This window comes from Deltaproteobacteria bacterium (assembly GCA_026712905.1).
Taxonomy (GTDB): Bacteria; Desulfobacterota; Binatia; order UBA9968; family JAJDTQ01; genus JAJDTQ01.
Window position 1 is genome coordinate 1 of record JAPOPM010000196.1, and the last position, 17,939, is coordinate 17,939.

The following is a 17,939-nucleotide window of genomic DNA, read 5'->3' on the forward strand; positions in this document are numbered from 1 at the left end:
CCCCGCCGCCACCAACAACAGCATGACCGGCTGGAGCCACACAGCCTGGGAGTACGCCGGCGCGAAAGGCACCAAGTCCCTGGGCATCGGCGACGAGGCCGCCGGCGTCAGCATGACCGTGGGCATCCTGGCGGCGCTCCACGCCCGTGAGCGCACGGGCGTGGGCCAACGCATCGTGGTGTCCATGCAGGAGGCGGTGCTGGGCTTCATGGTCAGCTCCATGCACGAGCACTTCACCGGCCACATGGTCGGCAACACGCCCATGGAGGTGGCCGACGGCTACTTCACGCTGCGGATACCGCACATGGACGACGGCGGCTGGAGCCGGCTGGCGGAGAGGATGGGGCGGCCCGAGCTGGCCAAGGACCCGCGCTTCGCGATTGCCGCCGCCCGGCGCGAGCACAAGGACGAGTTGGACCGGCTCGTCCGGGACTGGGCGAAAACCCGCACCCGGCAGGAGCTGTGGGACGCCGTCCGCGACCTCGGCTACTTTGGCGCCCCCGTGCTGACCAAGGCCGAGGTTCTGGACGACCCCCACATCAAGGAGCGGAACGCCTTCATCGAGCGCGACCATCCCACCGCCGGCCCCACCACGTTGCTGGCGCCGTGGATCCACATGTCCCAAACGCCCGCGTCCATCCGCGACGACGCCCCGGCCATCGGGCAGCATACGGAAGAGGTGCTGGGAGGGCTGCTGGGGCTCACGGAGGCGGAACTGGCGGATCTGCGCAACACCGCCGTCATCCGTTAAGGCACAGGTAGGGGCGACCGGCGGTCGCCCTTGTTGGGCATCCACCGCAGCCGCCACCAACGGCACGGTCTCGGGATCAGTCTTCGGGCGTCTTGTCCGGGAACTCGCACAGGTCGACGATGACGCAGCGCGGGCACTCGGGCTTGCGCGCCTTGCAGACGTAGCGGCCGTGGAGGATGAGCCAGTGGTGGGCGTCCTTGCGGAACTCCGGGGGCGTGAGCCGGGTGAGGCGGGTCTCCACCTCCAATGGGTTCTTTCCATTTGCCATGCGCGTGCGGTTGGCCACGCGGAAGATGTGCGTGTCGACGGCGATGGTGGGCTCGCCGAAGGCAGTGTTCAGGATGACGTTGGCGGTTTTTCGGCCCACGCCGGGTAGCTTCTCCAGGGCCTCCCGGGTGGTGGGCACCTGGCTCCCGTGTTCCTCGATGAGGATCCTGCAGGTCTTGATGATGTTCTCGGCCTTGCTGTTGAACAGCCCGATGGTGCGGATGTAGCGCTTGAGCCGGGCGGTGCCGAGGCGAAGGATCTTCTCGGGGGTATTGGCCACCGGGTACAACTTGGCCGTGGCCTTGTTGACGCTCACGTCGGTGGCCTGGGCCGACAGCACCACGGCGACCAGCAGCTCGAACGGGTCGACCCAGTCCAGCTCGGTGGAGGGGCTGGGGTTGCTGGCCCGGAGACGGCTGTAGATGGCGGTCCGCTTTTGTTTGTTCATGCCACGGCCGGATCAGGGTATGTATTTCTCGTCCTGCAGGAAGAGCTCGCTGGGAATCTCGGTCCCCAGTCCCTTCTCCTTGCAGTGAGTATAGATGAGGTGGCTGACCGCGGTAAACTGCACGCCGTCTCCGCGCAGGACGAGCCCGGTGATCTGGCTGTCGGTCGCGCGGCCGGGGTGGTTCCCCGCAATGACGTCGCCCAACAGCGGCAGCTTGTCCCACTCGATGGACGTCGGCCGGGTGTACTGATCCTTCCCGTGTTCGGGAATCGCTTCGGCGCCGCCGATGGCGTACCTCATCCAGCGCCTGCCATGGCGATTCATGGTCAGCACCTCGCAGCGTTCCCAGCCGGCGATCTCCAGCTCGACGTCCGAGACGTTGCTGACGAATTGACCGGGCTCCAGCCAGTCGCCCATCACCACCGGGTCCTTGGAGTTGGTCGCCATGTAGACGATGTCCGCGTCTCGGACCGCCCCGCGGGCTGAAGCAACCGGTATCATTTCTATTCCCGCTTCCTTGGACATTTGCTCCGCGAACGCTTCTTTCTTGCCGGGCGTGGGGCTGTACACCTTGATCGTTTTCAGGTTGCCGAGGGCGGCGAAACAATGAACCGCGCCCTGGGCCTGCCAGCCCGTTCCGACAAGGCCCACCGTGCGCGAATCCTTGCGCGCCAGGTATTTTGCGCCCACCGCGCCGGTGCCCGCCACCCGGAACTTCTGGAGGTACCCGTCGTGAATGATGGCCAGGAGTTCGCCGGTGCGGGAACTGTAGAGGTAGATGAGGCCGCAAAACCTTCCGTCCTTGCGGCCCGGCACGCGTCGTTGGAGCGTTCGGCCGTCCTGTTCGAAATACGTGATGATGTCGGAGTCGATGCGGTCCGTTGTCGCATCCAGCTTGGCAATGGCGCCGCTCAGCGAGGTGAAGGAGTGGTGTGTCGGATCCCCGCCGCCCTCCGGAAACCGGGAGTGATCACGGTAGTCATCGGGGTCCCTTGGTGTAAACACCCTGTAGGGGGGTGCATTGATGGCGCCGCCGGTTGCCAGTTCCAACGCGGCGAGCTCCAACGCGTCGTTCACCTCCGACGGGTCGAGTACCTTCTCCACGGTCGGATTGTCGATGATAAGTGTCATGTCGCCTCCCAGACGTTGTGGCCCCCGGCGTCAGTCGCTACGGCCGACCCCCCGGGTCCAGGGTCCGATCAGCAGAACCGTGGTGATTCCGGCGGCCCCCACCAGGACGAGAAGCAGCCACGGCACATAGGCGTGGCTGTGGAAGTGGTCGACGAGGGCGCCGGCCGCATACGGTCCGACGACGCCTCCCCACATGTAGAAGAAACTCATGCTGCCGCGGATGGTGCCGAAGCGGCGCCGCCCGAAATAGTCTCCCACCGCCGCCCATATGACCGGTATCGATGAGTCCAGCACGCTGAACAGCGTGGCGAACAGCAGCAACCCCGAGAGCGTGGTGCTCCACATCAGGACCAGGACCGCGATGAACGAAAGCACCATGCACCAGGCCACCAGGCGTACCTTGTTGGTCTGATCGGCAATCCATCCCATGATGAAGTGCGCCACGATGTTCATGCCGTTGAACCACGACAGAGGGAGCGCCGCGGCGAGCGGCGTCAGGCCCTTCCACTGCATCAGGGGTACGAAATGCACGATGACGGTGGTGTAGGCGGCGGTCCGGGTGGTCATCCACAGGACGAAGAGCCAGAAGACCGGGGTGCGCATGGCGCGACCGGCTGCGTAGTCGGACTCGCCGCGGGTCTCTTCCCCGTCATTCTCCGACCCGTCCTCTCGCTCCCCGGGCGGCGGGGCGGAAGACGACGCCGTTTCCGACGATAGCTGCAGGCCCATGCTCTCCGGCGACCGGCGGATCCTCAGGGCCAGCGGCGCGGCCACGAACAGGAACACGCATCCGGCCGTGAACGCGGCCGTTCGCCAGCCCCAGAAGTGGACGGCCACCGCCAGCAGGACCGTGATGACGGTTCCGCCCACGGGCATGGCGGCACTCAGACAGGTCAGCGCCCGCGCCCGGTAACGCCGGAACCAGTTGACGGCCAACACCGCGGGAGCGTGCACGAAACCCGCCGTGAAGGTCATCGAGATGACCCCGACGTAGATGATGAGGAAGCTGGCGTAGCTGTCAACGAAGGAAAAGAGAATGTAGCCGACGCCGCACATCAGCGCCGCGGTCAGTATCACGGGCTTGGGGCCGAATCGGTCGATGAGGTAGCCCGCCAGCGGACCCTCGATGGCGCCCTCGGCCCGGGCCAGGGAGAAGGCCAGTGAAGTGGCCGCGTGGCTGATGCCAAGCTCTTTCTGGATGGGAAGGAAGTAGACCGTGAAACCGAAGCTGTGGAGTCCGCCGCCGATGGTTCGGACGAGGGCCGTCAGACCGATCATCCGCCAGCCGTAGTAGAGGTCCGACAGCCGGCGGCGGAGACCCTTGATCGAGAGCAAGCGGATTCACCCGCCGGGCGGTCTGTCGCTCGACGTTGGGTTCATCGTCAAGCACGACAGGCCGCCCGTTCGGAGTTGCGTTATTTCCCGGCTTCCCGGAGCGCCCGCAGCACGTTCTCGGGGCTCAGCGGGAGCTTGCGGACGCGCACGCCGGTGGCGTTGTAGATCGCGTTGGCGATGCAGGCCATGGGCGGCACGGAGCCGATCTCGCCCGCTCCCTTGGTGCCGTAGGGGCCGGCGCCGGGGTAGCCCGGGACGGTGATGGCCTCGATCCGCGGCAGCATGTTGATGGTCGGCATCAGGTAGTCGACGAAGGTCGGGTTCAGCGTCCGCCCGTCGCTGTCGTGCACCACCTGCTCGCACAGCGCCTGGCCAAGGCTCATGGCCGCGGCGCCCTCGATCTGGCCTTCCACCGCCTTGGGATGCACCACGAAACCCACGTCGTGCACGGCCACGTACTTCAGCACCTTGACGTTGCCGGTGTCGGCATCCACCTCCACCAAGGCGGCGTGGGTCGTGAAGGGCTGAGAGCTGCCGCGCTCGCGCTCGTCGGCCTGGGAGGCCTTGGAGTCGAAGTAGCCGCGGCCGATGACGTCGCCGATCTCGTTGTGCCCCGCGTTGCAGACGGACGCCAGCGACACCGACCGGGACGGCGCCCCCTTGACCTGGATCTGCCTGTCCACGATCTCCAGATCCTCCGGGCTGGCCTCGAGCTGGCCCGCGGCCATGCGCAGGATCTGGGCGCGGGCGTCCTCCGCCGCCAGCTTGACGGCGTTGCCGGACACCAGCATCGAGCGGCTGCCCACCGTGCCCGCGTCCCAGGGGCTGGCGTCCGTGTCCACGTTGAGCACGGTGACGTCGTCGGTGGGGATGCCCAGCACCTCGGCCACGATCATGGGGATGCCGAACGGGGCGGCGGTGCCGTAGTCCACCTTGCCGATGTGCACGGTGGCGGAGCCGTCCTCGTTCATCTTGACCACCGCGCCGCCGCCGGGTCCCGCGCCCTCGATCCACGCCCCGGTGGCGAAGCCGATGCCCTGGTTCTTCTCGAGCTGGACCTTGCCCCAGCCGATTTTCTCCTTGGCGGTGTTCAAGGTCTCCGCCAGCGAGCTGTCCCGCAGCTTGGGGACGCCGACGATGCCGTCGCCCTTCTCGGGCACGTTCTTCAGGCGGAACTCGATGGGGTCCATGCCGAGCTCGGCGGCGAGGGAGTCCATGTGGGATTCCATGGCGAAGGTGGCCTGGGGGCCGCCGGGACCGCGCACCGGACCGCATACCTGCTTGTTGGTATAGACCGTGAAGCCGTCCATGTGGATGTTGGGCAGGCGGTACCAGCCGCCCACCATCTGGGTACAGCGGCCGCCGGCCTGGTTCCCGAAGCCGGAGTAGCCGCCGGCGTCGTACACCACCTTGCCCTGGCGCGCCACCAAGGTGCCGTCCTTCTTGACGCCGGTCTTGATCCAGATCTTGCAGCCGGAGCGAATGGTGGTGGAGATGGTTTCTTCCGCCTTATCCATGACGATCATCACCGGCTGCCTGGCGGTCAGCGCCAGCAACGCGCAGATGGGCTCCAGCCCGGCGCTGGAGGTGACCCCGCTGCCCTTGCCGCCGAAGCCGCCGCCGATGCCGGTGGAGATGACCCGCACGCTGTTGAGCGGCAGCCCGGTCAGGCTGGCGACCTCCGTGCGCACCGGGAACGGCGCCTGGGCGTTGGCCCACACGGTGATGCGGCCGTCCTCCTCGGGACGGGCCGCGGCGATGCGCGGCTCCAGGTACTGGGGATGGATCATCTTGGTCTCGTAGACCTCGTCCACCACCACGTCGGCTTCCGCCATGGCGGCTTCGGCGTCGCCGATGTTCACCGCCGCGTAGCCGCAGACGTTCTTGACCTGCATGCCTTCCGGAAGGTTCTTGGGCAGCGGCATGTCCTCGTGGATCGTCGGCGCCGACTCCTTCATGGTCTCTTCCGGATCCACCACCGCCGGCAGCGGCTCGTAAGTGACCTTGATCCGCTTGAGAGCTTCCTTGACCAGCGCCTGGCTGTCCGCCGCCACCGCCGCCACCGGGTCGCCAGTGTAGCGGACCTTGTCCTTGGCGAGGATGTAGCGGTCGATGTAGGACCGGCCGTAGCGCACGTCCGGCGCATCCGCCGCCGTCACCACGGCGCGCACGCCGGGGATGGCCTTGGCCGCGCTGGTGTCGATGCTGACGATCTTCGCGTGGGCATGCTCGCTCCGGAGCACACCGCCGGCCAGCGCGTCGGGCAGGTTCAGGTCGATGCCGTAAACGCCCTTTCCGACCACCCGCTCGACCCCGCCCTTGCGGGGCATGTCGGTTCCCAGGACCGTGTATTCAGCCTTTGCCATGGGTCCTAACTCCTTCCGGTTCGTTCAGGATATTCGCCCAGGGCGACCGCGGGTCGCCCCTACCCTTGCCACGATCGGTTGCTTACGCCATTCGTTTGGCGGCCAGCTCCACAGCGTCGAAAATCTTCGTGTAGCCGGTACAGCGGCAGATGTTGCCCGAGATGGCTTCCTCGACATCCTCGGCCGTGGGACTCGTGGTGCGGTCCAGCAGGGCCTTGAGGGAGACGATGAAGCCCGGCGTGCAGTAGCCGCACTGCACCGCGCCGGTATCGATGAAGGCCTGCTGCACCGGGTGCAGCTCGTCGCCGTCGGCGATGCCTTCCACCGTGACCAGGTCCGCTCCCGCCGCGTCCAATCCCAGCACCACGCAGGAGTTCACCGGCTTGCCGTCCATGATGATGGTGCAGGCGCCGCACTCCCCCGTGTTGCAGCAGAGCTTGACGCCCTTGTAGCCCAGGGTGTCGCGCAGGAAGTCCACCAGCGCGGTGGACGGCTCCAGTGCCGCCGTGTGGGTCTTGCCGTTGACCGTCAGTGTGATTTCAAGGCTCATCACGCCACCTCCTTCCCGGTGAGCGCTTGCCAGCACTGGGCCAGCCCGCGCCGTGTCAGGGCGTCCACGATCCAGCCGCGGTACTCGCCGCTGCTGCGCTGGTCGGTAATGGGGCTCGACTCCGACGCCGAGCACGCCCCCGCTTCCTTCAAGAGCGCCGCGTCGAGCGCCTTGCCCGAAACCATCGCCTCGGTCTTGGGCGCGCGGACGGGCGTCGGCGCCACCGCTCCCAGCCCCACGCGCACGTCGTCCAGCGCCGACTTGTCCGCGTTGGCCGTGGCCATGACCGCCACCCCCACCATGGCGATGTCCATGGGGCCGCGCACCGCGTGCTTGAGATAGACGGCGTGGCTTCCGGCGGCGGGGAAGGGCACCGTGATGCCCGTGAGCAACCCCTTGGCGCCGAGGCTCGTCTGGCCCGGTCCCTTGAAGAACGCGCTGAAGGCCTCGGTACGGGCGCCGTCGGAGAAGGTCACCTCGGCCTGCGCCTCCAGCACCAGCAGCGGCGCCAGGGTCTCGCCCGAAGGAGAGGCCCGGCAGATGTTGCCGCCGATGGTGGCGGTGTTGCGGATCTGCAGCGAGGCGAACTGGTGCGCCGACTGCCACAGGAGCGGCAGCCGCTCGCGCACGAGGTCGCTCTCCTCGAGGTCGTGAATGGTGGCCAGCGGGCCGATGTGCACGCCGCCGTTGCTCTCGCGGATGGCGTTGAGGTCCGGGATGCGCTTGATGTTCACCAGGCATCCCGGCTCGTCCTTGTACTTGATGTCCACCATCACGTCCGTGCCGCCGGCGATGACCTCCGCCTGGTCGCCGTGCTGGTCCAGCAGCGAAAGCGCCTCGCTCACGGTCTTGGGTTCGAAGTAGTCCATGGATTCCTGCTCCCGGCTTGTGGTCTTCCAATGCCTTGCGCCCGTGTGTCTTTGGGTTCTCTTAGCCCAGTCACGGCGCACAAGGCAAGACGCGGGGGGTACGCTTGGTTGTGCGGGTCGGCGCCGGCGCGCGGCGGCGAGTGAACGGGACAGCCCGCCGGATCTTGCGCGGAACGGCCATGGTGGGGATGTGTCAATTTGACTCTTGTCATATACGCGCTATATGCTGGTTAATTATGACAAGTTGCTCTCTGGCCATCCACTTCGGATACATGGGGAAAACGGCGTGAACGCAACCGAGGCAGAGGTTACATACTATCAACGGGACTTGTGCACTCTCGCCCGGCGCGCACTCAAGACGTTCCCCGTGGTCGTGATCACGGGGCTGCGACAGGCAGGGAAGACGACCTTCCTTCGACATGACGGCGCATTCGCGGGACGGCGGTATGTGACCCTGGATGATTTCGCGGCGCTAGAGGCGGCGCGGCTGGATCCGGAGAGTCTTCTCCGTGGGCAAGAGCTCGTCACCATCGATGAGGTGCAACGCTGTCCGGAGCTGCTGGTGGCCATCAAGCGCGCGGTTGATGAGCAGCGGACACCGGGCAGGTTCGTGTTGAGCGGCTCCGCCAATCTCTCCCTGCGCCACGGCGTGACCGAATCCCTCGCGGGTCGGGCGATGTGGCTGACCTTGGGGCCCTTCACCCGGCGCGAACGGCTTGGCGCAACCGAGGAACCGTTCCTGGTCCGTTTCCTGAAAGAGGCGCAACTTCCTCCGACCGCGTCCGCGCCGGCCTTGACGGACACGGAGGTTCTGTACGGTGGCATGCCGTCCATTGTCGTCCCCGGAGAGGTGGACCGGGATCTGTGGCTCCTGGGCTACGAGCAGACCTACCTCGAGCGCGACGTGCGTGACCTGGCTCAGGTTGCGGACCTGGTCACCTTTCGGACTCTGTTGCGCCTGGCCGCGGCCCGGACCGGCCAGCTTCTGAATCAGAGCGAGATTGCGCGTGACGCCAAGCTCCCGGTCAGTACCGCGGTGCGGTATCTGGGTCTGTTGGAAACGTCCTTCATTCTCAACCGTCTGCCGCCGTACATGCGCAGTCGCACGACTCGTCTGTTGAGATCGCCGAAGATCTTTCTCACGGATTCGGCCTTGGCCTGTCACTTGACGGCAACTTCGGACGTCAGTGTCGCCGCTGACGAACCCTTGCGCGGAGCCTTGTACGAGACTCTCGTGTACCAGAACCTTGCGGGCATACTCGGCGCTCACCTTCCGGACGCGGAGTTGGGCTTCTGGAGCATACAGGGACGCCACGAGGTCGATTTCGTCATTTCCCACAAACGCCGTCGCGTCGCCGTCGAGGTCAAGGCCGCCGGGCGGTTTGGAGAAAGGGACCTGGCCGGCCTGCGGGCCTTTCGGCAGAAGACGCCTGGCGCTTCGGTCGGCATTCTCGCCTACAACGGCTCCGAGGCCTTTGTCCCGGAAAAGGGCTTGTTCGTGGTGCCCTTGGGGTTGTTGCTGTCCTGAGCAGGGTCTTTCACGAGGGAGGCGGAGTCCGACCGGGCTTTCCCGCTCAGGCTTTCCCGCGACCCGTGCGCGGTGTTATGGTGCGGCGGGAAAAAAGGTCCTGGCGACGATGCGTAGTCGCCAACCACCATTGGAACGAGTCCAGGAGGAACGTCATGGCGAAGGACGGCACCGAGTATCGCGAGCACTGGGGCAGGGAAGGGTTCGCGGGGACGGGCGTGAACGTCATGCGCACGCACCACAGCCCCGACTTCATTTCGGTCACGGGTCCGCACGTCCCGCATCGGTTGAACGTCGGCGCGGTGGCCTTGCCGGATCGGGAGGACGCCGAGGCGTTGCCGGTGCCCATCGAGTCGGGGCGCACCGGCGTGCGCCTGAGCGTCTCTGGCCGCGCCCACCCCATGCCCTTCGTGCTCTCCAACGTCGAGGCCGACGAGGTGCATTTCGTGCAGGAGGGAACGCTGGAGTTCCGCACCGCCTACGGCACCATCACGGGTGAGCCGGGGGACTTCGTGGTGATTCCGCGGGGCGTGCCCTACCGGGTGCTGCCGCTGACCGGGGCGAGCCTCTCGGTCATCGTCGAGACTCCCGGCGCGGTCCGCTTCGACCCGTCGCCGTCCTTCGGCTCGGGGCTCCGGCGCGCGGTGTTGAGCGAGGATGAAGCCCGGGACGTGGAAACGGTGTGGCTGCTCAAGTGCTTCGACGGCGTCACGCGCTACGTCAAGCCCACGAACCCGCTGGCCACCCAGTCCTTCGCCGACGGCCCGAGCCCGGTGTGGAAGCTCAACCTCAGGGACGTCCCTACTGATCCCAACGGTCCCCCCGTGCAGTTCATCGCCTCGCCCGGCCGGGACGAGCTGTTCTACAACCTGAGCGCGCGCCAACGGCGTCGCCCGCCCATCCACAACAACGTCGACTACGACGAGCTGGTCTTCTACTTCGAGGGCCCCGGCGCCTGGGGCGGCGTGGACGAGCCGGGCATGCTGACCTTGGTGCCCAAGGGCGTGATCCATCACGGCCCGTCCGAAGACGTGCCCGAGGGCTACTACGCCTGGATGCTGGAGTCGCGCTGCACCCTGCGCCTCACCGACGCCGGCGCCGCCGCCGCGGAGATCATGGAGACCGACTTGTACGGTCCGCATGGGGATGGGAGAGAAGAGTCCCGCTAAACGCCCCAGAGAAGTCATTCCCGCGGAAGCGGGAATCCAGGGGTGGCGAGGCGGGGAAACGCAGATGTAGTGCCCCACTACCGCCCCTGGATTCCCGCTTCCGCGGGAATGACGATTCGGGGGGGGGGGGGGCTTCGGATCGCTCTTCACAGACCTTTATTGCAACATTGGGTTAAGTCGGTAGTGGCTCTACTGGCCTACCCTTTTGGAGCGGCTACGGCCCTCCGGAGGAGGGTTTCTTGGGCACGAGGTTGAGCGCAATGAAAGCCGCCCGACATCTCGGGCACGTTCTCGGCGGATCAGGAGGGTGCCGAAGGCCGTGGGTGGCGGTGCGGTGCGTTTGAGCCGGGATGGCGGCCTTTCCTCCCTGGCCGTTCGTGATTTCCGGCTGCTGTACATCGCGCTCTTCGGCACGTCGGTCAGCTACCAACTCCAGCGCACCATCGAGCTGTGGCTGGTCTACGAGATCACGGGCTCGCCGCTGCTGACCGGGTTCACGGGTCTGGTGCGCGGCGCGGCCACCATCGTGTTCGCCCTGGCCGGCGGGGTTGTCGCCGACCGCATCGACCGGCGCCGGTTCATCATTCTGACCGCGTACGTGAACGCGCTGATCACCCTGTCCCTGGGGTCGCTGGCGCTCACCGGGCTAATCTCGGTGTGGCACCTCTATCTGGCGGCCTTCGTGAATTCCACTCTCACCACCGCGGCGGGGCCGGCGCGCACCGCCATGGTCCCGGGTCTCGTGCCGCGGGAGCTGATGGTCAACGCCTTCGCGCAGATCGCGTCGGCGCGAAAACTCTCACAGCTCATCGGGCCGGCCGCGGGCGGCCTGCTCATCGCGGTCGCCGGCTCCGGCTGGACCTACGGCGTGGCCTGCCTGATCTACATTGTGGCGATCCCCGTGATGACGTGCATCCGCTACGAGTCCGGGCCCCTGGACCGCGAGCAGTCCCCGGTGCAGAGCCTGCTCGAAGGCGTTGCCTTCATCCGGCGGAACTCGCTCATCATCGTCCTGCTGGTGACGGAGTTCGCAGCGGTTTTCTTCGGCAGCTACCGCGCGTTGCTGCCCATCTTCGCCGTGGCCATGGGCTTCGGCGCGGGAGGCCTGGGAATCCTCCTGTCGGCGCCGGCACTGGGCTCGCTCCTCGGGGTGGCCGTGGTCATGTGGCTGGGGAACATGTCGTACAAGGGCCTGTTCGTCTCCTTCAGCGTCATGGCCTACGCCGCCTGCCTGTTCGGGCTGGCGTTCTCGCCGTGGTTCCTCGGCTCGGTGGCGATCCTGTTCGTGGTGGGAATCTTCGATGCGCTGCAAGCAGTGGTGCGCCAAGTGGTGATCCTGGCGCGGACCCCGGACAATCTGAGAGGCCGCACCGCGAGCTTCCAGCGCATGCTCGGGGTGGGCGCCCCGTCGCTGGGCGAAGCCCACTCCGGCGCCGTCGCCGCGCTCATCGGCGCGCCGTGGACTCTGATGGTCACCGCCGCCGTGTGTATCGCGCTCACCGCGGGCCTCGTGCTGAAGCGGCCGGATCTGCGGGACCGGGATCTGTGAGCGCGGCTGTCGGGCATTTGGAGATCATCGAAGGGAGTCTTGCCGGCCATCGCCGGCCATCGCGAGAAACATGTGATCCCCTTCCAGTGACGACTTCGAAATGAAGAGAGCGGATCAAGCTGAAGGAGCCCACCCTTTGAAGAGTGCGCCCAGGCTCATGGGAGACGGCACGGCCTTGAGCGCGCTGGTGGCCGCCATCCGAGACCTCAGGGGTCCGAAGCAGGCGGAAGTCAGGCCGGTTCCGGAGGGACCGGCCCTCTACCTGTGCTGCGCCGAGGAAGCAGGCAGGGCCACCGGGATGTATCGTCACCTGATGCAACGGGAATCGGTCCTCCCGTACGCGTCCGATCCGGGAAACGGGGCCAGATTGTGGGAAGCCAGCGAAAACCTGGTGGCGCAAACACGGGAACACAGGGTGGAGAGTACCGTGAAGCCAACGGGTGATCCCCCGTGAAGTCAATGGGGTGATTGACGATGCCGGAGTGCGAAATTCGTACTGGGACTTGCGAGATGCGACCTATCCAACTAAACTAAACAGACTAAGTCGGGAGCGACATCATGCGTACCGTCAACATGCACGAAGCCAAGACCCACCTTTCCCGTCTCGTCGAGGCTGCCGCCAACGGCGAGCCCTTCATCATTGCACGCGCTGGCAAGCCGGTGGTGAAAGTGGTCGCGGTGGAAGCTCCGGAATCGGGATCGATGCGCCGTATCGGTTTCCTCGACGGGCAAATTTCCGTGCCGGAAGACTTTGACCGCATGGGCTCCACCGAGATCGAGGCGCTGTTCGAGGGCAAGGAGTGAATCTCCTCCTAGACACACACGTGCTGCTTTGGGCGGCGGGAGTCTCAGGCCGGTTGCCGGACGAGGGACGCGCTCTCCTTGAACAGCGGGATACGCAACCCGTCTTCAGCGCCGCGTCGATCTGGGAGGTTGCGATCAAGAGCGGAATCGGGCGCCCGGATTTCCACGTCGATCCTCATCTACTGCGGCGAGGTCTGCTGGAACACGGTTACACGGAGTTGGCCGTGACCGGTGCCCATGCGGTAGCGGTGGTCCTGTTGCCGCCCCTGCACAAGGATCCCTTTGACCGCATCCTGGTCGCGCAGGCCCAGGTCGAAGGGGTCACGTTGTTGACAGCCGACAAGATTGTGGGACGGTACCCTGGCCCGATCCAGGTACTCTGACCGAATCAGGTGGCCGTCAGCCTCCGACGGGCCTGTCGTCATCCCACGGCGCGAGAACCATAGGGAGAGACACGGTGAAGATCAGCTTCATGATATTTCTGCTGACGGCTCTCGTGGCCGGATGTTCGAACGAAAAAGGAGTGGGCGGAGTGCTCGACGTGGCGGGCGCAATCGTCACCGCACCGATCATTGCGCCGATCATGTTTATCGAAGCAAGGCGCAATGATCGCGCGTCGTTCCTCGAGAGGGCCAAGGACAATCACCGGCCGCTGCCGCCCATCGACGCCAAGTCGGGACGGCTGGCCGCGAAGACCTTGCAGCAGGCCCTCGGTCAAGGCGCCCTTGACAAGGGGGTCTACTGGGAGAACCACGACGACGCGAGCGGCTACGCCGCGGGCGGCGTGACAGTGCTCGCGACCGGTCGAAATGAGGATGGCCGGCAGTGTCGCGAAGTGCTGATCGAGACGGCAATGAAGAACCGCCCCACGGACCAGCGTGTCAGAACCTTCTGCCGCGAAGGAGAGAAGTGGGGCGAGGTCACCGGCGGGAGCCCCTGAGTGCTTGCCACGTTTCTGGCGAGACCTGGGTTGAGGATTGTCGTCGACACGAAAATCGCTTGAAGTCTCCGAAATTGCAGCGTTTTCTTTTCCTGCAGCCGCTTCGCCGACTACCCGCCACTGCTCTTCATCGCGCCTTGCCGACGACAAAAAATCCTGCGCAACTCATGCCAGGTATTTACGGGACACGACACTAGATCTCATCCACCCAAAGCGTGTAGGTGCCCATCTGGTAGCTCATGGCGGTTCACCCTGTGTCCGTGTCCTTGTCTCCGGCGCGCCGGGATTTCCGGAGACTGTTCAGTGCGAGTCATGCGGCCGGCGCCGTGTGCTCGGTATGGCGGTGGCTCGCCGCTTCGGCGTCGGCTGGAGGAGTTCCGGAACGCGCCCGCAACCGTCCTTTATCGCTGCGAAGCGGCGCGCCGCCGGCGCGGCCTGCGCCTTGCAGGATCGCTAGATCTCGTCCACCGAAAGCGTGTAGGTGCCTACCGCGTAGTCGGTCTCACTTGTCGGGAAGCCGCCGTACAAGTAGAGGTATGTGAGGGGGATAGCGCCTCCCAGGCCACCGCCGCCAGCCGCCACGTAGTAGGTTCCGTCGGTGTCCGGAGTGAAATCCACAGAGGGGTAAGAGGAGATCCAAGTGGGGCGTTGGGTGTTCGGTTGCAGGCCGCCGGCCGAATCGTGAATCCCTCCCAGGTACGGGTATCGCAGGCCGCCGCCGAAGAGACGGAATCGGTAGGCCGTGTCGGCCTCCAGCTCGACGGCATACCAGTCCACGTCGCCGGGGTAGTCGATATCGGCCGTGACCCGACCGCCCACCGTGACGCTGCCGCGAGTGTCGGTCCCGGCCGTGTGGACGTCCTGAGCCATGGCGTCCTTCACCCGGAGGACATACCTGCCGGTTTGATCTCTGAACGCTCCCGCGGCCAGATAGAAGGTACCGCTCTCCGACGGCGTGAAGAACGTCACGCGGAGATCGTCCTCAACGCCGTCGATCGGATTGCTGCCCGCGAAGATCCCGCCTACGGAGTGGCCGTTCGAATCGAAGATCCCGCTGATGGAGGGGCGGCCCAGGCCAGTGATGGAGGGGCGGCCATTGCCCGGGTCCCAGTTTGGATCCAGCTCGATTCGGTAGAGCGTGCCGGCCTCCAGCTCGACCGCGAACCAGTCCTGGTCGCGAAGATAGTCGATTACGCCCGTGACCGATCCGTCGACCGAGACCCGACCGGTCGTGCCGGTCGACGCCGGCAAATCGCGCGTGATGTCCATCACCGTGAGCCGATAGGTACCTTCCCCCATTCCGCTGGCGGACACGTAGTACAGGCCGCTGGTGTCCGGCGTGAACCGCACCTGGGCGTGGGGGTAGGAGGAGCCCCGGTGATCGTCCGAGGTGCCGGGAATCAGGCTGCCGTCCTCCCGGTAGATTCCGTAGATGTATTCCTCTAACAAGGCGTTGCGGTCGGGCAAGCGCAATGTTTCCTGATGAATCAGGTAGGTCCGGTTCTCGTAGAGTTGCACCGCGAACCAGTCACGGTCACCGTATCGCTCCAGCTCGCCCGTGGCCCAGCCGTTCCGCGGCACCAGCCCGGAGGTGTGCGTCGTGGCCGGATAGTCGTCCGTCAACTCCTTGACCGAAATCGTGTACGTGCCCTCTTCGGTAACCCAGACGTACCGACTCAACCAGGGGTCCCACACCGAGTAGTACTCGGTGCTCGCGGAGACGAAGAAGGTGTCGCTCTCCGAGGGCGTGAAATAGAGCCGTGCGGCGCCATCTTGTCCCCCCCTTGCGGTCGACGTGCCGGGAATCAGATTGCCGTCGGCATCGTATATCCCCCGGATATACTGGTGATACCGACCCAGGGTGCCGCCGGAAACCAGGCCGCTATACTCGGGAACCGCCCCCCACATGTCGATCTGGTACGTGACTCCAGCGTACAGTTCCACCGCAAACCAGTCATCGTCACGCTCAAAGGCGAGCTCCCCCGTCGCCGACTCCCCGACCCGGACCCGGCCGGGGGTTTCGATGTTGTCCGGAAGGTCCGTATCCCCCTCCGACACGCTCGGGCGGGTTTCGGCGTTCCGGATCGTGCCCGTTCCCTCCGCGTCCGCCAGAGTGCCCCCGGTCGGATCGCTCAGCCTCAGGAAGAGAGTCTCTCCACTGTCTTCCACCGAGTCGTCGATCAGCCTGACCTCGACACGCTTGACCAGCTCCAGGGGCCTGAACTCCAACACCCCGGAGACCGCTTCGTAGTCTTCTCCGGCCACGGCCGTACCGTCCGCCGTCTCGTAGCGGACGGTCACCGTCTGCTCCGGGGTCCGGTTCAGCGCGACGACGAAGCTCAGGACGCCGTCCCGCTCGCGCGCCGACGCATCCGACACCCGGATGACCCTCGTCACATCCTCGATCGCAAGGGTGTAGGCTCCCTGCCGTCCTTCGTCCGACCCGGCCGACACGTAGTAGGTACCGCTTTCCGGAGCGACGAAAACCACCCGGGCGTTCCGGCCCCGGCCGCCGTTGTCGTTCGCCGTGCCGGGGATCAGCTCGCCGCTCTGGTCGTGAATTCCGAAAAGGCGCGGGTCCGAGAGCGCCTCGCCGTGCTCCCCCGTGCCCACGAGGTCGAGCCGGTAGGCCCTGGCCGCCTCCAGCTCCACGGCGAACCAGTCCCGATCGTCGGCGCCGTCGATCGTGCCCGTTACCGACTCCCCGGCCCGGGTCCGGCCGGCGGTATGGACACCGTCCGACAGATCCGTGTCCCCTTCCGACAAAATCGGCTCGACGCTGACCGTGACCACGACGTCGCCGGAAAGGGTGCCGTCGCTCGCGCGCACCGTCAGCGCATGGCTCGCCGTCCCCGACTCGCGATCCTCGCCCGCACCGACGTAGAACAGCCGGCCGGTGGGTCCGTCGATCTCGAACAGCCCCGCCTCGTTGCCTCCCGCGATGCCGTACGTCACCACCGCGTCGTCCTCCGGGTCCGTCGCGGTCACCGTACCCAGCGCCACACGGTTCGCGCGCCCGTCGGTCTTCTCCGCCAGGGCAAATGCGAAGCTCGTTGCGGTGAACGCCGGCGCTTCATCCACGTCGGTCACCGTGACCGCGACGGCCACGTCGCGGTGCAGGTCCCCGTCGCTCGCACGCACCGTCAGGGCGTGGCCCGCGCCCTGCGACTCGTGGTCCTCGCCGGTTCCGGTGTACGCGAGCGCACCCGTCACCGGATCGATCGCGAACCGCTCCGCCGCGGTGCCCCCCACGATGCGGTAGGTCGGCGTCGTCCCCTCGGGGTCCGAAGCGGCCACCGCCCCGAGCGCCACCGGGACCGTGCTCCCGTTTGCGTTCTCGGCAAGGTCGAAGGCGTAGCTCGACCCGGTGAATTCCGGCGCCTCGTTGACGTCCACGACGTTGACGGTGACCGCCACGTCGCGGTGCCGGCTCCCGTCGCTCGCGCGCACCGTCAGCGCGTAGCTCGTGGTATCCGACTCGTGGTCCTCGCCCGCGCCGGCGTACGACAGCGCCCCGGTCGCCGCGTCGATCGCGAACCGGCCCGCCGCGTTCTCGCCCACGATGCTGTATGCCGGCACCGAATCGGGGTCCGACGCCGTTACCGTCCCCAGCACCACCGGGGTCGTGCTCCCGTCCGCGTTCTCCGCGAGGTCGAAGGCGTAGCTCGACTCGATGAATGCCGGAGCCTCATCGTCCACGTCGGTGACGTTGACGGTGACGGCCACGTCGCGGTGGAGGTCCCCGTCGCTCGTGCGCACCGTCAGCGCGCGAGGGTTCGTATCCGACTCGCGGTCCTCGCCGGTGCCCGTGTACGAGAGCGCACCCGTCGACGCATCGATCGCGAACAGACTCGAACCGTCCCCCTCCACGATGCGGTAGGTCGGCGTCGCGCCCTCGGGATCCGACGCCGCCACCGCCCCGAGCGCCACCGGCGTCGCGCTCCCGTCCGTGTTCTCCACGAGGTCGAAGGCGTAGCTCGGCTCGGTGAATTCCGGCGCCTCGTCGACGTCCGCGACGTGGACGGTGACGGCCACGTCGCTGTACCGGCTCCCGTCGCTCGCGCGCACCGTCAGCGCGTAGCTCGTGGTCGCCGACTCGTGGTCCTCGCCGGTGCCCGTGTACGAGAGCGCACCCGTCGACGCATCGATCGCGAACCGCCCCGCATCGTCGCCGCCCACGATGCGGTAGGTCAGGTCCGCGTTCCCGAGAACCGAGACCGACACCGTGCCCA

Annotated in this window: 15 protein-coding genes; 8 read left to right on the top strand and 7 right to left on the bottom strand. The window is 66.4% G+C overall.

Annotated elements, in window-relative coordinates:
- Nucleotides 1–751 (top strand): CoA transferase (locus OXF11_16105; GenBank protein ID MCY4488617.1); only part of this gene is annotated, 751 nt, incomplete at its 5' end.
- 76 nt (nucleotides 752–827) lie between these two features.
- On the opposite strand, the gene nth is transcribed toward OXF11_16105, so the two are convergent.
- The 6 genes from nth to OXF11_16135 all read right to left on the bottom strand — a co-directional run bounded on the left by nth (nucleotide 828) and on the right by OXF11_16135 (nucleotide 7,717).
- Nucleotides 828–1,466 (bottom strand): endonuclease III, encoded by a 639-nt coding sequence (gene nth, locus OXF11_16110; GenBank protein MCY4488618.1) that lies wholly within the window; start codon nucleotides 1,464–1,466, stop codon nucleotides 828–830.
- A 12-nt stretch (nucleotides 1,467–1,478) separates the two neighbouring features.
- Nucleotides 1,479–2,597 carry a hypothetical protein gene (locus tag OXF11_16115; protein MCY4488619.1) on the bottom strand — a complete coding sequence of 373 codons (1,119 nt, stop codon included), beginning with the start codon at nucleotides 2,595–2,597 and terminating at the stop codon, nucleotides 1,479–1,481.
- Between the two features lie 30 nt (nucleotides 2,598–2,627).
- Nucleotides 2,628–3,932: an MFS transporter gene (locus OXF11_16120; GenBank protein MCY4488620.1), complete on the bottom strand. Its 1,305-nt coding sequence runs from the start codon at nucleotides 3,930–3,932 to the stop codon at nucleotides 2,628–2,630.
- Between the two features lie 80 nt (nucleotides 3,933–4,012).
- Nucleotides 4,013–6,298 (bottom strand): xanthine dehydrogenase family protein molybdopterin-binding subunit, encoded by a 2,286-nt coding sequence (locus OXF11_16125; protein ID MCY4488621.1) that lies wholly within the window; start codon nucleotides 6,296–6,298, stop codon nucleotides 4,013–4,015.
- A gap of 82 nt (nucleotides 6,299–6,380) precedes the next feature.
- Entirely contained in the window at nucleotides 6,381–6,848 is a 468-nt protein-coding gene (locus tag OXF11_16130) for a (2Fe-2S)-binding protein (GenBank protein MCY4488622.1), read from the bottom strand.
- Nucleotides 6,848–7,717 carry an FAD binding domain-containing protein gene (locus OXF11_16135; protein ID MCY4488623.1) on the bottom strand — a complete coding sequence of 290 codons (870 nt, stop codon included), beginning with the start codon at nucleotides 7,715–7,717 and terminating at the stop codon, nucleotides 6,848–6,850. The genes OXF11_16130 and OXF11_16135 overlap by 1 nt, the downstream gene beginning before the upstream one ends.
- A 286-nt stretch (nucleotides 7,718–8,003) precedes the next feature.
- Between OXF11_16135 and OXF11_16140 the strand changes: the two genes are divergently transcribed.
- The 7 genes from OXF11_16140 (at nucleotide 8,004) to OXF11_16170 (ending at nucleotide 13,707) form a co-directional block, all read left to right on the top strand.
- Complete coding sequence (locus tag OXF11_16140; protein MCY4488624.1) at nucleotides 8,004–9,245, top strand: ATP-binding protein; 1,242 nt, start codon at nucleotides 8,004–8,006, stop codon at nucleotides 9,243–9,245.
- Between the two features lie 155 nt (nucleotides 9,246–9,400).
- On the top strand, nucleotides 9,401–10,414 hold the full coding sequence (locus OXF11_16145) for a homogentisate 1,2-dioxygenase (GenBank protein MCY4488625.1): 1,014 nt from the start codon (nucleotides 9,401–9,403) through the stop codon (nucleotides 10,412–10,414).
- A 319-nt stretch (nucleotides 10,415–10,733) separates the two neighbouring features.
- On the top strand, nucleotides 10,734–11,963 hold the full coding sequence (locus tag OXF11_16150) for an MFS transporter (protein ID MCY4488626.1): 1,230 nt from the start codon (nucleotides 10,734–10,736) through the stop codon (nucleotides 11,961–11,963).
- A 136-nt stretch (nucleotides 11,964–12,099) separates the two neighbouring features.
- Nucleotides 12,100–12,417 carry a hypothetical protein gene (locus OXF11_16155; GenBank protein ID MCY4488627.1) on the top strand — a complete coding sequence of 106 codons (318 nt, stop codon included), beginning with the start codon at nucleotides 12,100–12,102 and terminating at the stop codon, nucleotides 12,415–12,417.
- A 104-nt stretch (nucleotides 12,418–12,521) separates the two neighbouring features.
- Nucleotides 12,522–12,767 (top strand): type II toxin-antitoxin system prevent-host-death family antitoxin, encoded by a 246-nt coding sequence (locus OXF11_16160; protein MCY4488628.1) that lies wholly within the window; start codon nucleotides 12,522–12,524, stop codon nucleotides 12,765–12,767.
- Nucleotides 12,764–13,150: a type II toxin-antitoxin system VapC family toxin gene (locus tag OXF11_16165; GenBank protein MCY4488629.1), complete on the top strand. Its 387-nt coding sequence runs from the start codon at nucleotides 12,764–12,766 to the stop codon at nucleotides 13,148–13,150. The genes OXF11_16160 and OXF11_16165 overlap by 4 nt, the downstream gene beginning before the upstream one ends.
- Nucleotides 13,151–13,224: 74 nt before the next feature.
- The gene (locus OXF11_16170) at nucleotides 13,225–13,707 is read left to right on the top strand and encodes a hypothetical protein (GenBank protein ID MCY4488630.1); all 483 of its coding nucleotides are present in this window, start codon (nucleotides 13,225–13,227) and stop codon (nucleotides 13,705–13,707) included.
- A 453-nt stretch (nucleotides 13,708–14,160) separates the two neighbouring features.
- Here OXF11_16170 and OXF11_16175 read toward each other — a convergent pair.
- A partial coding sequence (locus OXF11_16175) for a cadherin domain-containing protein (protein ID MCY4488631.1) occupies nucleotides 14,161–17,939 on the bottom strand: 3,779 nt, incomplete at its 5' end.